We start from the raw sequence: 17,018 nt of genomic DNA, 5'->3' as shown, positions 1-17,018 counted from the left end.
CTCGAGTGGTTCCGTAATCTGCCATTGAACTCCCGCACGCGACGTGGGAGTTCAGCCCAATCCGGCGCTTCCACGGAAGATCTCCCAACAGAAACGTTGAAATCTTGCGATTCTGAAAAATCGGCCCTGAAGCCGTTTCTGGGAGAAAAGCACCAAAATCGTATTTCGCAATAAACTCCCGCAACAAACTGGGAAATCATCTCCTCTAAGCGGCAGCGAGGATGTTCTCCCGTTTTCACAGGAGAACACACGGCAAGGAGAACACCAGGATCGGAGCACCTGATAACCGGGCGTCGGCAGCGAGAAATCCCCCTGCCGCCCATGATCAATCACTTCACGGTAGGTCCCCAGAAAGTCCGCTCCCGCAAGGGCGAACCCGTGTCATCACCGTCTACCCCTATCATCGCGATTCCACCGATTCCGCCGGCCGCAATAACCACCGACCCTGCTACGCCTGCTGCCACGCGAACGGCAGATGCATGAACTCCGGCACTTTGTACCATTTGACCGGATACCCGGCACCATGCGCGCAGAACACCGAATCCGGAGTGTTCTCCAGATCGGCTTCGGGATCATACTCGGCTGCAGCGATGACCGCGTCCTCGTCGTGGCACGGTCGGTAGCCCTCCGACACGCAGGTCAGCGACCCGCGTCCGTGCGTGTACGCGTTGACATCCATCGCGTAATCACGCATGCCTTCGACGGGCGCCTCGCCCTCCAGCACCGCCGTCGTGCCGTCATTTTCAGGCGGGTCGAACGTACCACTCATCCGCTGGATATCAGCCATCGCATGCCCCACCTGGTCGGCGGGCAACTCCAGACGGAAGCGGTACCACGGTTCAAGCACATGGCAATGCCCGCCCTGACGCGCCTGCATAAGTCCTTCGCGGATTGCGCGATACGTCGCCTGACGGAAATCCCCGCCTTCAGTGTGCTTGTCATGCGCCCGACCGGTCAGCAACGTAATCCGCATATCGGTGATTGGCGCGCCGATAAGCACGCCCAGATGCTCGCGTTCGCGCATATGCGTCATGATTAGGCGCTGCCAGTTGCGGTCGAGCACATCCAAACTGCAATCGCTGGCGAATTGGAGTCCGCTGCCACGCTCGAGCGGCTCCAGCAGCAGGTGCACTTCCGCGTAGTGCCGCAACGGTTCGAAATGACCCACCCCTTCGACCGGCGTATCTATGGTCTCGTGGTATACGATGCCCCCGCGATCGAACGCAACTTCGATGCCGAAGCGCGTGCGCAGCAGTTCCTGCACGATTTCCAGCTGGACAGCGCCCATGAGCTGGATGTGAATCTCCTCAAGACGCTCGATCCACCGCACGTGCAACAGCGGTTCCTCGTCCTCGAGTTCACGTAGCGCACCCAACAGTTTGTGCGTATCCGTGCCATCGGTGGCCGTAACCGTGTAGGTGAGCACCGGTTCAAGCAGTGGATGCGAGGCGTCCGTCTGCATGCCGAGTCCCTGACCTGGCACCGTGCCTTCCAGACCGGTCACCGCACAAACTGTTCCGGCGGGGGCGGATTGCAGGATATCGTATTTCGCGCCGGAATATCGCCTAATCTGGTCGATTTTTCCGTACGGTTCAATCTCGCTTTTCACCGGCAGTTCGCCGCCGGTCACTTTCAGCCAAGTGAGCCGGTTGTGCTGGGCGTCATGCGAAATGCGGAACACACGGGCGCCGAAATCCTTGCCATTGCTGTGATTACTACTGTTATCGGCGTTATCTTTGCCATGATTGACGGAAGTGTTGTCGGAAGAGTTGTCGCCGTATCCGTCATAGCGCGGCTCAGGAGCGTACGCGGCAAGCGCATCCAGCAGATAGCGGATGCCTTGCAATTGCAGCGCTGACGTCCACATACACGGGACGAGCTTGCGTTGCGCGATCATCCGGCTGATGGTCGCCGGGCTGATCCGGCCGGTGTCGCAGTATTCGTCGAGCGCGGATTCGTCGAGCGCGGCAACATCCTCATCGTGTTCCATTCGGGAACCGGCGGAAATTTGGGCGTGGGCGGACGAGCCGCCGGCAATCATGCCAGTTGATGCGCCCGTGGCTGCATGGGCGTCTGCGGTAATTGAAGCATCCGAAGGTACGGGGGTGTCCGCAGTGACCGGGGTATCCGCATTCTCAGCGATATCGGCAGAATTCTGCGGCAATCCGGCATCCACGCACACCTCGCCAAATCGCTTGCGGATGCCGGCGAGCACGTCATCGCGCGAAATGCCGGGAGCGAGCGCGTCGATTTTATTGATGACGATGAAGGTCGGCACATGATAGCGCTCCAGCAATCGCCACAGAGTCTCGGTATGACCTTGCACGCCGTCGACGGCTGAGATGACGAGCAGAGCGACATCGAGCACACCCAACGTGCGTTCCATATCAGCGGCAAAATCCACGTGCCCAGGCGTGTCGAGCAGGGTCAAGCGCATACCCGGATAGTCGATGATCGCGTCTTTGGAATAGATGGTGATGCCACGTCGTTTTTCCAACGCGTCGGTATCGAGGAATGCGTCGCCATGATCGACGCGGCCAAGCCGACGCACTTCGCCGGACACGTAGAGCATCGCTTCGGAGAGGGTGGTCTTGCCCGCATCCACGTGGGCGAGCACGCCCGCGACGATCTGCTTCATCATGCTCCTGTCGGTCGGTAACCGGCGCTGTGCGGCGCCTGAGTCTTCTATGGTAGACCGCCACGGCGTCATCGCTGCCGGTATGCACGCCGCCCCCGACTCCTATCTCTCCCCCAACCTTCTACCCACGCTGACAGTAGTCTCAGCGTCGGCAGAAACAGGGATGCGGGTGGGCAGATACACAAACTGGCTACGCTAGCGGACTCACCAGCGTAACCAGTTTGTGAGGTTAGGAGCGTCGATACTCAACAAGATGCACCCCTTGGGTGTCGAACCAGCGGGCATCACGCCCACCAGCTCAACGCCCCGAGGCGTCACGCCTTGGCGACGGCGACCTCGAGTTCCTTGGCGGTATCGCTCGGCTTGATGTCGAGCGTCGTGGCGAGCGTCTCGTGGGCGATCAGGTCACGGAACTGCTCAAGCTTCGGCGCATCCGCCACGGGTGCGGTCAGGGTCAGCACGATTCGGTCAGAGATGTTGAAATCGGCTTCCTTTCGGGCATCCTGCACCGCACGGACCGCGTCACGCGCGTAGCCTTCGGCCAGCAAATCGTCGTCGAGCGCGGTGTCGAGAATCACGAACCCGCTGGACGGCAAGGCCGAGGACACCGAATTAGCGGCCTGCTTGGCATCCTGCTCCTCCACGCGATTGATGACCTCGAACTCGCCATCCTCGAGCGCGATATCGCCGTTCGGCGTCTCGACCACAGGAGCGCCGGTCGCGGCATCCACATGCCAGGCACCCGTCTTGGACGCCTTGATGGCGAACTGCACCTGCTTGCCCAGACGCGGGCCGGCGGCGCGCGCATTGACCTTGAGCTGGTTGATAATCTTCAGCCCGTGTTCCGGCGCATCCTCGAGAGTCGAGAAGTCCACGGACTTCACGTTGAGCTCTGACTTCAGAATCTCGACGTAATCCTCGACCGCCTCCGGGTCGGCGACCACGACGGTGAGCTTGCTCAGCGGCTGACGCACGCGAATCTGCTCAGCCTTGCGCAGCGACAGGGTCGCGGAAACCACCTCGCGCACCTGGTCCATCGCAGACACAAGCGCATCATTGGCCTTGAGCACAAGACCAAGCTCCGTGGGCTCGCCAGTCTTCTCGTCAGCAAGGAACGGCCAATCCGCCAGATGCACGGATTCGCCGCCGGTCAGACCACGCCACACGGTTTCCGCCTCCATCGGGGCGAGCGGGGCGAGCGCGCGCATGAAGGTTTCCAGCACGGTGTACAGCGTGTTGAACGCGTTCTCGTCCTCGTTCCAGAAGCGGTCACGCGTGTTGCGGATGTACCAGTTGGTCAGCACGTCGATGAAATCGGTGACCGCCTCGCACGCATCGGAGATTGCGAAATCATCCAGCGACTTCTCGACGCGTTCAACCAGCAGGCGCGTACGGGCCAGCAGATACTGGTCCATGCGCGGTAGGCCGTCGACCTCGTCGGCGCGCAGACGACGTGCGTCGAAGCCCTTGCCTCCGTTCGCCGCGTTCGCGTACAGCGTGAAGAAGTAGTACGAGCTCCACACCGGCAGCATGACCTGGCGCACGGTGTCGCGGATACCGTCCGCCGTGACGATGAGGTTGCCGCCGCGCAGAATCGGCGAGCTCATGAGGAACCAACGCATGGCGTCGGAACCGAATTTGTCGAACACACCGTTGACATCCGGGTAGTTACGCAGGTGCTTGCTCATCTTCTGGCCGTCGGAACCGAGCACGATGCCATGGCAGATGACGTTCTTGAACGCCGGCTTGTCGAACAGTGCGGTTGCCATGATGTGCAGCGTGTAGAACCAGCCGCGCGTCTGGCCGATGTACTCGACCACGTAGTCGCACGGGAAGTGCTGCTCGAAATACTCCTTGTTCTCGAAGGGGTAATGGAACTGCGCGAACGGCATGGAGCCGGATTCGAACCAGCAGTCGAGCACGTCGGTGATGCGGTGCATATGGCTCTTGCCGGTCGGATCGTCCGGGTTCGGGCGGGTCAGGCGGTCGATATACGGACGATGCATGTTGATCTCGCCCTTGTCGTCGCGCGGGTAACCGCCGAAATCAGCCTTGAGCTCGTCAAGCGAACCGTACACGTCGACGCGCGGATACTTCGGGTCGTCACTCACCCACACCGGAATCGGCGAGCCCCAGAAGCGGTTGCGGCTGATGGACCAGTCGCGCGCGTTGGCGAGCCACTTGCCGAACTGGCCGTCCTTGACGTTGGACGGTATCCAGTTGATTTCCTGATTGTGCTTGAGCAGGCGGTCCTTAATCTTCGTGACCGAGACGAACCAGCTGGACACCGGCTTGTAGATCAGCGGGGTGCCGCAACGCCAGCAGTGCGGGTAGGAGTGCACGTAGCTCTTCTCCTGGAACAGCAGAGCGCGATGCTCCTCGGGGATGCGCGCGAGCGGGCCGGTGCTGTTGCGCAGGTCGCGCAACACGGACTTGGAGGCATCGAACACATACTGGCCCTCGTATTCGGGGCATTCGGAGGTAAAAACGCAGCCTTCGTCGAGGTAATCGACGCTCTTGATGCCCTTGGCGTTAAGCGTCGCCATATCGTCCTCGCCGTAGGGTGCCTGATGCACGATGCCGGTACCTTCGACGGTGTCGACGTAATCCGCGGTGAAGATGGTGAATGCGTTGGGGCCGGGCGTACCGCCTTCGGCCAGCTGCGCGTCGGAAGCGTAGTAGGGGAACACGGGCCAGTACTTGCGGCCTTCGAGCTCAGAGCCCTTGAGTTCGCGCACGACCGTGTAGTTCTCGCCGAGTTCCTTGGCGAAGGCCTCAAGACGCGGCTTGCCGATGTAGAAGCGCTTGCCGGCGAACTTGCCTTCCGCAGGCTCGACCTCGACATAGTCGATGTCGGCGCCGACCACGATGGCAAGGTTGCCGGGCACGGTCCACGGCGTGGTGGTCCAGAACACGACGTAGGCGTCCTCGTCGCGCAGCTTGACGGCCACGGAGATTGAAGTGTCCTGACGGTCCTGGTAGACGTCCGCGTCCATGCGCAACTCGTGGTTGCTCAGCGGGGTGCGGTCCTTCGGGCAGTACGGCAGCACGCGGTAGCCCTTGTAGGCCAGGCCCTTTTCGTACAGCTGCTTGAACGCCCACATCACGGATTCCATGTATGGGATGTTGAGCGTCTTGTAGCCGTGGTCGAAGTCCACCCAGCGACCCTGACGGTGCACGTATTCACGCCATTCGTTGGTGTATTTGAGCACGGAGGCACGGCAGGCGTCGTTGAACTTGGCGATGCCCATCTTGTTGATGTCGTCGACCGAGTCGATGCCGAGTTCCTTCTGCGCTTCGAGCTCTGCGGGCAGACCGTGCGTGTCCCATCCGAACACGCGGTTGACCTTGTGGCCCTTCATGGTCTGGTAGCGCGGGATGACGTCCTTCGCATAGCCGGTCAGCAGATGGCCGTAGTGCGGCAGGCCGTTGGCGAACGGCGGGCCGTCGAAGAACACGAACTCGTTCTGGCTGTGGTCGCCGGACGGGCGGCGTCCCACGGATTTGTTGAAGGTGTCGTCGGTGTCCCAATAGTCGAGGACCGATTCCTCGAGTTTGGGGAAGTCCGGGTTCGGCGCGACTTTGGCGCTCTGCTCGCCGGTTGATGCCTTGGGATACACGTGATCGGTGGTTTCGCTCACCATATTCTCCTCGACTGGCTGGTTGACGTTGCCACGAGGACGACGGGGCTCGTGCCCGCGCCGCGGTACCACCTCGCTTGCCGCGCATTGCCGGGTGCCGGTTGTGCGCGACCGCTTGTGTCCAGCTGTGTCGGGCCGGACCCGTCGGTTCTACTGGGGACTTGACATTCGCCGATTCGGTGATGTGATACGCCGCCGATTCGTCGATTTGCCGGGCCCTGTTCTTCCGAAGACTCCCCGCTGATAACGGATCATCGTCTCATACAGCCGCCATGATAGCACCGCGGGCGGGACGAGCGTGCCGGACCGATCAAGCGGATTGGCCGGCTCAGCGCAGACAACCGACCGGAGTCACGCGGGCTGACCGGCTCGGCGCAGGCGTCGGGCGATTTCAGCGCAGACAAGGGCGGCGATGATTGCAATCAGACCGCAGGAAATCAGCGTCCGCGCGGTCGAGCCGCCGGTCAGTGGCAGGGCGGTGATCACCCGTTTGTTGGTGAAGTCCAACTGATTGGCGCTGGATTTGCCGGTATCGTCACTGGCGCTCGAATCGTAGACGACCTTCGGCGTGTCGAGCGCATTACCGTCATCATCAATCACTTGCATGACCTTGACTCCGGCCCTGTTGCCGAGCTTACGCTGTGTGGCATCGGTGACCGTGTCCTTGACGGTGACGATCACCCGGTAGACGGCCTTCGAATACTTGATTCCGGTCGCACCGTCAATACCGCCAGTTCCAGCGGCACCGCCGTTTGCGCCGTTTTCACGGATTTCGTACACATACGTCTTCCCCGCGTCGGCCGCGGTGTACGGGAACGCCTCGAAGGAACCGGGATTCGCCGATCCGTCCGAGCCCTTGGACAAGGTAAGCGTCGCGGCGGACGGCAACGGACCGGCCCCATCGCTTGAGCCGCCGTCGTCATTCGCGTCGAGCACGGTCATGGTGAAGGCGTATTGGGCGCCCGCAGGCCACCCGCCTTCCACGGTCTTGCTCACCTTCACCGCGGTGGTCGGCACGGTGGTGTTCGCGAACACCGGCGGGGTGGACGTGTCGTAGACCACGGTCGCAACAAGCTTGTTCGGGTCGGACGACGAACGCACGACCCCCACTGAAGCGGTGTGGGTCGTCGTGTCATACAACGTTGTGCCAGTAGCCGCTTCCTTGGGAATATTTTCCGTAATCGTGTACTGGTATAAACCCGCTTGCGCATAGGTGATGGTTCCAAAGTCGATGGCGCCGTTCTTCCCGTTCGTGACGGTCACGGTCTGAACGGTAGTGGTCTTGCCGTCAGCATCGGTGGATGTCGAAGTCGTAGCGCCAGAAGGCATGGGAGCGCTGCCGGTCGGATCGGTAAGCGTGAACGAGTATGCCCCGTCAGCCGCCGCCACGCCGTCCATCGTCTTGGTGGCCGTAATGTTCGTGGTCGCAGGCGTCACCGGCTTCGTGGTGTTGTAGATCTTCGGGTAATGCTTCGTATAGGCGTTGCCTTGGTCGGGTGTGGCGGCCACCTCGAAGTTCGATGCATCGTCAAAATTGTCCTGGGTGATGGTCACCCCCGCCTTGGCATGGTAGATCGTGCCGTCGGTCACACCGTCCCAGCCGTAGGCTACGTAGTCCTTGTTCTGGTCGTCGTCACTCGTCTTGTCTTTGTCAATCACCACCATCGCCCGCAAACCGGTTACACCGTCCTTGACGACTTTCTTCACCAAGACGGTCGCTGTGCGGTCGGTGGTGTCGTATTCGATGGTCGGATCGCCGCCGTCCACCTCGCGGAAGGTGTAGGTTAACTTGGCGGAATCCTTGCCGTTGAGGTCAGCGAGGGTGATCGGCACGGTGAAGTTGATCAGGCCATCGTCGCCATTGGTCACCGTCGTGTTCGTCAGTTTCGGCGCGTTGTCTGACGGAGTGACGGAGAAGGTGAATTGGCCGGCTTTCGCGGGGCTCCCGTCAAGCAGTTTTGTCGCTTTGATCTGCACCCAACCGGTGGTCGTGGTGTTCTGGATCACCAGCAACGCGTCACTGCCCGCGTAGCTGACGGATGAGGACAGCGTGTTGTCGCTGTTGCGCGTCACAGTCACTTTCGCGGCGTACACGTTGCTGTCGTATACGATGTCGGAATCGGTTCCAGTGACTTCGTGGATCGCATAGTTGTAGACGCCGGGGTATTCGAAGGTGATATCACCCCAGGAGGCGTGGCCGGCACCCTGGTTGGTCGTGGTCGAGGTCGGCGTGCCGTCGGAGTTGGCCGTAGCGTCGGAAGGCATCGGCACGCTCGCCGCGTTGCCGTCGGTATCAGTGGCGTCCGTAGACACCGGTTGCAGCTCGAAGGAGAACTGGCCGTCGGTGCTCGCGGGGATGCCGTCCAACATTTTAGTCAGTCGCAGCTGCGCGGTGGTGGGCACAGCCTTGACATAGCTGTTCGAGAAGCCAGCCGGCGCGTCACCGGCGTCGTAGCTTACCGTGTCGCTGAGCTTGTTCGTGCTCGGGTCGCGCGTCACGGTGACGGTCACGAAGTGAGACGCGGTGTCCTTGGAAATGAACGGATCGCTCGGCGCCTCCTCGGTCATCGTGTACCGGTACGTTCCGGCCTTGGAGTACACGATTGGGCCGAAATCGATGAGACCGTTCTCGCCGTTCGCGCTCAGGCAGTAGATATCGCCGTTTTCGTCGGTCGCCTGGGTGGTGCAGGTCGAAGGCATCGGCGTGTCCTTCGCCGCCGTGAGACGGAAGGTGAATTGGCCGCTGGATGCGGGTTTGCCGGCGAGTGTCTTGTAGGAATACAGGTGTTCCTTGATGTCTTCGGGCTTGATCGTCGTGTTCTTGAAGGTCGGCGGATCGGCGGAATCCGTGCCGTTCGCGCTGTAAGTGACTGCTGCGGACAGCTTGTTGGTCGCCTTGTCGCGCGTGACCTTGACTGTCACCAGTACCACGGAGGAATCGTAGGCGATGCCCGCGTCGGTGCCTTTGCTTTCGGTCATCGTGTAGGTGTAGATGCCTTCCGCGGCGTAGCGGATGGTGCCGAAGTTGATAGAACCGTCGCTGCTGGCATAGGCAGTGGACGACAAGCCGTTGTTTGCCGAAGCTGGCATGGGCGCGCCGTCTTCATTGGCCTGCAGCGTGAAGAAGAAAGTGTTTGCGGCGAAGCCGGTTTTGCCGTCGAGCGTCTTCTTCGCACCGATCGAGACGTCGACCGGGTTCGGGGCGATCGTGGCGTTCAGGAAGGCGTTGCCGCCAGTGCCCGTGGTAACGGTGCCGTCGACGGCTTCCTTGCTATAGGAGACAGTAGCCTCGAGCTCGTTCGTGGCATCGTCTCGCGTCACCGTGACGGTCGCGGTCACCGTGCCGGTGTCATAGCTGATGCCAGCGTCGGCGTCACCGGGCTTGATTTCAGTGATGTCGTAGGTGTAGGTGCCCGCTTTAGTGAAGACAATCGGGCTGACAATCGCCTTGCCGACCGAATCATTGGTGATGGTGGTCGAGCCTCCCGCGGCGACACCTTGCGGCATCGGGGCGTCGCCGTTGGCCTGGACCTTGAAACTGTAGGCGCCGCGCTCCGGAATCTTGCCGTCGATGGTCTTGGTGACTTCCAGCTGCGCCGTGGCGTCCTTGGTGTAGACGTTGTTCACCGTGATGCCGCCGGTGTCGGCGTAATGCACAGCGGCGACGAGCTTGCCCGCATCCGCCCCGGTGCCTTTGGTGACTTTGACGGTCACCGTATGCGCTGTACTGTCATAGCCGACGTCGGGATTGTCCCCCGGAATCTCGGCTACCGAATACACGTAGGTGCCTGGCTGGGTGTAGGTAATGTCACCGAAGGTGAAGGTGCCATCATCACCTACGGTCGCGGTGTCGCTGGCGGGCAGCGGGGCGTTCGTATCGGTTGCGATACGGAACTTGAAGTTTTTGAACAGGTTGCGGACGGTAGCGTCATCGCCCGTAGTACCGTATTCGGACCACTTCTTGCCGTTGATGGTCTTGGTGCCCTTGATAGTGGCGGTGGCGGGGTTCTTGGAGTAGTCAATGGAATCGTCGACGATGTTCGCATCCATGGCACTCGGCGTGATGGTGGTGGTGCCCAGGAGATTCTGGTAGTTCTTCACCTCACGGCCCGGCTGGTACAGCTGGAGCGCCTCGCTGGCCTGGAGCGTGTAGCCGGTCGGGTTGATGAGCTTCTGGTAGGCGTCAATCATCGCCTGATTGAAACGGTAGTAGTTGCCGGCAGTTGGCTCGACGAGCTTCGCGAAGGAGTAGCTTGGAGCGAACTTGTTGGCATAGGCGCCGTCCGTGTAATGCCACACGGCGAGCTGGGTGACCATGCGCTGTTGGTTCGCGTCGAGACCGGCCAGCAAATCGGTGGGGTTGTTGTCCGCAATGGTGGTGTTGTTCGGATATCCGCGCGTGACGACCGACATGATGCGGCGCACGAATTCCGCAGAGTCGGAGATGGGGCCGTAGCTGTCGGACTGGAGCCTGTACGCTGCGCTGGTCCAGAGCATGGCGATAGAGCCCTCGGCTTCGTTGTACCGGGTGTACTGCGTGCCGCTGGAAGCCTGGGGTCCTCGCGGCGCCGTGCTCAGATAGTTGTAGCAGTAGACGACGGACGATGTTCCGCTGCCGTCGGTGACGGAGATCGAGGGAAGCGGGTCGACCCTCTTGTCGTCGCCGGTGGTGGCGATCGCCTGGCGGCTCGTCCATGTAACGTCCTTGTACTCCCACGGGTTCGTGGTGTCGGCTTTGACGGGGAATTCGCTTGTCGCTTTCCAGTCCTTCGATGTATCGACGGCCTCTTTGTATTGCGGGACAGTGAAGGTCACATCGGCTGCGCTGTGGTAATCCTTCGGGGCCTTCTCTTCATGCAAGGTGTAAGAACCCGCCGCGACTTGAACCGCTAGGGCGGTCGAGGTGCTGGTCCAGCTGGCTGACTTGCCGTCCGCAGCAATGGTCACGTCTACGTCGGAAGAGCTGTCTTTCTTGATGTAGCCGTCGCTCGTGGTGAGCTTCAGCTGCGCGCCGGGGATTTCCTTGCGGATGCTTTCACCGGTGGATGACGATGCCGAGGTGTCGTACTGCGGGTTGCCGGCCGCGTCGTTGCCCCACTTGTGAATGGTCAACTTGCGGGTGATGATGCCCGACGCCGCGTTGGACGCATCGTCTGCGGCTGATGCTGCGGTTCCCCGTAGAAGCATCGACGGCACAATGATGGCGGTCGCGCACAACAACGCGACGACGACGATCAATCGGCGACGGACTGTTGGCTTCTGCACGTGTGGCTCTCCCCACTTGCGACTGTTCGCATCCATATATATCCGGCAGGCGCGATACCACTGCTTCCGCCCCCGCCTGTCAAGCGTTTCCCCATGCAACGACCTGATGTGCACGCAGGACGCAACCTGACAACACTTCGACATCAAACCGGTTCGATAGTACCAAACCCGATACCCGCATTGATGCCAAATATATGAAATGTGAGTGAACTCACAAGCCACCACCAACCCCTCCCCCACCTTCTACCGACGCTCACGGACACCCCAGCGTCGGCAGAAACAGAACACCGACGCTCACCAGCACCTCAGCGTTGGCAGAGGCAGAAAAAACCCACCGGCTGCTTACACTAACAGTGAGTTGAGCGTAGACAGATGGTGGGTTTTCTGGCTGTTGTCGCGCTACTCGAGTTCGAGCGCTCCGGTGTACAGCTGGTAGTACTCGCCGCGCTGGGCGATGAGCTCGTCATGGTTGCCTCGTTCGATGATCCGGCCATGGTCGAGTACCATGATCACATCCGCATTGCGGACAGTGGACAGCCGGTGCGCGATCACGAAGACCGTACGGCCCTTCATCAACGCGTCCATACCCGCCTGCACGACCTCTTCGGTGCGGGTATCGATTGAGCTGGTCGCCTCATCCAGAATCATCGCCGGCGGATCGGCCACAGCAGCGCGCGCAATCGAGATCAACTGGCGCTGCCCCTGCGACAGACCGGAACCATCACCGGACAGCACGGTGTGATAGCCCTCCGGCAGCATGCGGATGAATCCGTCCGCATTCGTGCGTTTCGCCGCCTCGATGCATTCCTCGTCCGTCGCGTCAAGACGTCCGTAACGAATGTTGTCCATCACCGTGCCGGTGAATAGGTTCACATCCTGCAGCACGATGCCGAGCGAACGGCGCAAATCCGGCTTGCGGATGTTGCGTACGTCGATGCCGTCATACAGGATCTGGCCTTCCTGGATATCGTAGAAGCGGTTGATGAGGTTCGTGACCGTGGTCTTGCCCGCACCCGTCGCACCAACCAGCGCGACCTTCTGACCCGGCTTGGCGAACCACGTGATGTCATGCAGCACAGGCTTGGACGGATCGTAACCGAAGGTCACATCGGTGAAGCGCACATCGCCGCGCAGCAGCGTGTACCGGCCGTCCGGTGAAGTGATTGCGCTCTCCTTGGCCTTGGCGGCGACTTCACGGGCCTGGCCGCGCAGTTTCGCTGCGGCGGCGAGCGAACGCGTGCCGTCGTCATCCGCCGCGCGTTTCCACGCCCAATGCTGCGTCTCCCGGTCGGTTTCCGTCATCGTGCGCCCGTCTTCGCCGAGTTCGACGTTGACAAGCGTGACCGTACCGCCATCGGCTTCCACCGGCTCATCCATCAAAGCGAAGATGCGCGAGGCGCCGGCGAGCGCCATCATGACCATGGTGAACTGCATGGAGACCTGGCCGAGTGGGTTGATGAATCCGCGCGACAGGGTGAGCATGGCGATGACCGTGCCGAGAGTCATGGTCCCGGCGCCGCCGAAGCCGAAGTTGTGCATGCCGGACAGGCCCGCCCACGCGCCGAGAATCGCGGTGGCGACATACAGCAGGTAGCCGGAGTTGTTCACGATCGGCATGGTGATGTTGCCGTAGGTGTTCGCCTTGGCGGCCGCATCGAACAGTTCGACGTTGCGGCGGTCGAATTCGCGTTGCGTGGCGTCCTCGTGGTTGAACACCTTGATGACTTTCTGACCGTTGACCGCTTCCTCGACGAAACCGTTGACATCGCCGAGCACGCGCTGCTGACGCACGAACTGGCTGCCGGAGCGGGCGACGAGCTTGTTGACGAACACGAACAGGATAATCGCGAACGCAAGGGTGAACAGCGCGAACGGCACGGACAGCCACATCATCGCGATCAGGGATGCGAGCGCGGACAGCAGCGAGGAGAACATCTGCGGGAAGGACTGCGAAATCGCCTGCCGCAAGGTGTCGGTGTCGTTGGTGTACCGGCTCATCACGTCGCCGTGCTCGTGGGTGTCGAAGTAGCGGATCGGCAGACGCTGCTGGTGGGCGAACATGTCGTCGCGGATCTTCTTGAGCGTGCCCTGCTCGATATCGATGATCAGCCAGCCCCACAGCCACGCGCAGAACGTGCCGACCGCGTACATGATGGCGAGCATGGTGAGCGCACGGATCAGTGGCCCCCAGTCGGGGTGGGTGGCGGTGACCAGCGGGATGATGTACGTGTCGACGAGCCGCTGCAGGAACGCGATGGACAGCGCCTGCGCGGCGGCGGACACGATGATCGACAGGACGACGATGACCAGACGCACCGGGTATTGGGAGATGTAGCCCCACAGGCGTTTCACGGTGCCGCGCGGGACTTTCGGGCGCGGCTTGCGGCCGGCTCCAGACACAGAGGTCCGGGCGCCAGGTTTCGCCGACACGTCGTCGGGCTTGGCGGCATCCATGGGTTTCGTGGTGTTCTGCGTGCTCATCGTGCCTCTCCTTCCTGTGCGGTGTTTGCGGTGGACTGGCTGGTTGCGGCGTCCGGGACATTCGCGGCACTCGGGGTGCCCGTGGCACCATCCGCGGCACCCGCTTCGCCGTGGTTCTTGGTTTGCAGCTCGTAGATCGCGCGGTATTCATCGCTGGTCTTCAACAGCTGCTCATGCGTGCCCTTGTCCATGATGCGGCCGTCCGCCATGACCAGAATCATGTCAGCGTCCTGCACGGAACTCAACCGCTGGGCGATGATGATCTTCGTGACGTCCGGCGCCTCGGAGCGCAGGCCTTCGCGAATCAACTGGTCGGTCTTGGTGTCCACCGCGCTGGTGGAATCGTCCAGAATCAGGATCTTCGGGTTCTTCAGCAGCGCGCGGGCGATGCACAGGCGCTGACGCTGACCACCGGACACGTTCGTACCGCCCTGTTCGATCATGGTGTCGTACTTGTCGGGGAATTCCTGGACGAAGCCGTCCGCCTGAGCGATCTGCGCAGCATGGCGGATCTGCTCGTCGGTGGCCTCCGGGTTGCCCCAACGCAGGTTATCGGCGATGGTGCCGCTGAACAGCACGTTCTTCTGCAATACCATGGCGACCTGGTCGCGCAAGACTTGCAGATCGTATTCACGCACGTCATGCCCGCCGACCTTCAGCGAGCCTTCAGTCACATCGTATAGACGCGGAATCAGCTGCACGAGGCTGGATTTGGACGAGCCCGTGCCACCGATGATGCCGACCACCGAACCTGAGGGGATGTCAAGATTGATGTCGTCAAGCACCGGCTTCTCCGAGTTGCGCGAATAGCGGAAGGTCACATGGTCGAATTCGATGGAACCGTCCGGCACCTGCTCAATCGGGTGGTCGGGGTCGGTGACGGTGCTGCGCTCCTGCAACACCTGGCAGATACGCTCGGCGGACGCCTGCGAGATGATGAACATGACGAACACCATCGAAATCATCATGAGCGCCATGAGAATCTGCAGCGCGTAGGTCACCAGTGCGGTCAGGTCGCCGGTGGTCAGGCCGTGCGCCGCATTGTTCCCGGAGACCACGATCTGCTGCGCACCCATCCAGGACACCGCGAGCAGGGCGATGTAGATGCACGCGTCCATAAGCGGGGCGTTGAAGCTCAGTATGCGTTCCGCCTTGACGAAATCACGGTAGATGGCGCGGGAGATGCGGCCGAACTTCTCGATCTCATGGTCTTCGCGGTTGTACGACTTGACCACGCGGACGCCTTGGAGGTTCTCATCCACGTCGTTGTTGAGCTTGTCGTAGGTATGGAAGACGCGCTCGAAAATCGGGTGCACCAGAAGGACGATCGCGAACAGCGCGATGCCGAGAATCGGGATGATCGCAAGATATACCAGCGAAATCGGCTTGCTGATGCGGAACGAGCAGATCCATGCGGCGATCATCATGACAGGGGCGCGCACGCCGATGCGGACGATCATCTGGTAGGAGTTCTGCAGGTTGGTCACATCGGTGGTGCTGCGGGTGATGATCGAGCCGGTGGAGAAACGGTCGATATTCGTGAAGCTGAAGCCCTGCACCTTGGCGAACACGTCGTGGCGGAGGTTCTTCGCGAAGCCCGCGGAGGCGACGGCGGCGAACCGGCCGGCGAGCGTGCCGGCGGCAAACGAGACGAGCGCGCACAGGAACAGGATCAGGCCGAATTTCCACACGGCAGGCATGGAGCCGCCGGAGATGCCCTGGTCGATGAGGTTCGCCATGACCGTCGGGATGACGATTTCCATAATCGCCTCAACGGCGACGGCGAGCGGTGTAAGCAGACTTTCCTTCTTGTATTCGCGCAGGCTGTGAAGCAGTGTGCGGATGACGTGCGTTGGTTTTGCCGGCGCGTCGGCGGCGTCGCGTGTAGTCGCGAGCTGTTGTGCGGTCACTGGTTGCGTTCCTTTCCTTCCTTGATGGTGTTCCGGTCATAGTGGATGATGCTTGCGGCGAGGCAGCCGACGGTCTGTGACGGTTCCGGCTGGTCCGTGGACTGCGCCGGCGCCCGGGTGGCTTGGGATTGGGCGGCGATGTCGAGCGCGGTGTCCATATTCTGATGAAGCCGGGCGAGATAGTTGCGTAATTGGGCGAGTTCGTCGGGCGTAAAACCCACGGTGAGGGAGGTTTCGGCGCAGTGTCCGTTGACGACGAGATCGGCGACGATTCGGTCGGCTTTGGCGGTGAGTTCGATCCGTTTGAGCCTGGCGTCACGGGCGACCGGTTTGCGGATGATCAGCCCCTTGTGCTCCATGCGGGTTAGCACGCGTGAGGCGGTGGACCGGGTGATGCAAAAGCGGATTTCGATATCGTGCTGGAATATCTCATCACCGCGATGGCGGTCGAGGAACATGATGATGCTGGCGTTGCCGTCTGTCGCTTCGCGCGCGCTGGCAGGCATCGTCAATCCGAGATACCGGCGGACCGCCCTGGCGAGCCGTTGGATTTCCACTCCCAGGGGGATCTGATCGGACGCCGGGGCGCAGCCGGGCCCGGACCTGCTGTCATCGCGGCAGACAGCAGGCGTGATGCCAGACTGATTGATGTCATATGTCATGTTCTTCCCCTGTGACTGCCCGAATGATGGATGTGATGCAGGATACGTGCGGTTGCCGTGGCGGTCGGCGTGGACGTTCCGAATGTTGATGGTAATAGGTGCTCCATACAACAGTTGCATATGCAACATTCGGCGTGTCGAACCGGTTTGCCATCGACCACGCAGCTTTCCCATGACCGAACGGTCCACATACGGCTCTCCGGGATACCGTCCGCACGGTTACGGTCACCGCCCCTGCCCTGCGGCGCATTACGGCAACCAACTCGCCGCGGAGGCTCATCACCGGCCGACGACGGCACCCGGCAACAGCCAGCATCCGCCGTTGCCACGCCGGCCGAACCGGTCTGTTTGCAGCAATCCCAAGGAAGCACGGCGCAGCCTTCGGATCCCCGCGATTCCCGGCAGCCCGAGGACCCGCGGA

6 protein-coding genes are annotated in these 17,018 nt (G+C 61.4%); all 6 read right to left on the bottom strand.

Annotated elements, in window-relative coordinates; translation table 11 throughout:
* Positions 1–448: 448 nt before the first annotated feature.
* On the bottom strand, positions 449–2,638 hold the full coding sequence (locus CQR48_RS02550; protein WP_101451900.1) for an elongation factor G: 2,190 nt from the start codon (positions 2,636–2,638) through the stop codon (positions 449–451).
* 314 nt (positions 2,639–2,952) lie between these two features.
* The gene (gene ileS, locus CQR48_RS02545) at positions 2,953–6,282 is read right to left on the bottom strand and encodes a mupirocin-resistant isoleucine--tRNA ligase (RefSeq protein ID WP_101451899.1); all 3,330 of its coding nucleotides are present in this window, start codon (positions 6,280–6,282) and stop codon (positions 2,953–2,955) included.
* Positions 6,283–6,630: 348 nt separating this feature from the next.
* A complete protein-coding gene (locus CQR48_RS02540) occupies positions 6,631–11,544 on the bottom strand; it encodes a Spy0128 family protein (protein ID WP_180335100.1) in 4,914 nt (1,637 codons plus the stop codon).
* Between the two features lie 399 nt (positions 11,545–11,943).
* Positions 11,944–14,025: an ABC transporter ATP-binding protein gene (locus tag CQR48_RS02535; protein WP_425513407.1), complete on the bottom strand. Its 2,082-nt coding sequence runs from the start codon at positions 14,023–14,025 to the stop codon at positions 11,944–11,946.
* Positions 14,022–15,935 (bottom strand): ABC transporter ATP-binding protein, encoded by a 1,914-nt coding sequence (locus tag CQR48_RS02530; protein ID WP_101451897.1) that lies wholly within the window; start codon positions 15,933–15,935, stop codon positions 14,022–14,024. The genes CQR48_RS02535 and CQR48_RS02530 overlap by 4 nt, the downstream gene beginning before the upstream one ends.
* On the bottom strand, positions 15,932–16,597 hold the full coding sequence (locus tag CQR48_RS02525) for a MarR family winged helix-turn-helix transcriptional regulator (RefSeq protein ID WP_244898907.1): 666 nt from the start codon (positions 16,595–16,597) through the stop codon (positions 15,932–15,934). The genes CQR48_RS02530 and CQR48_RS02525 overlap by 4 nt, the downstream gene beginning before the upstream one ends.
* Positions 16,598–17,018: the final 421 nt, after the last annotated feature.

The sequence above is a fragment of the Bifidobacterium thermophilum genome, assembly GCF_002846655.1.
Taxonomy (GTDB): domain Bacteria; phylum Actinomycetota; class Actinomycetes; order Actinomycetales; family Bifidobacteriaceae; genus Bifidobacterium; species Bifidobacterium thermophilum.
Note: the sequence above shows the minus strand (reverse complement) of the source record. Positions and strands in the feature narration are given on the sequence as shown.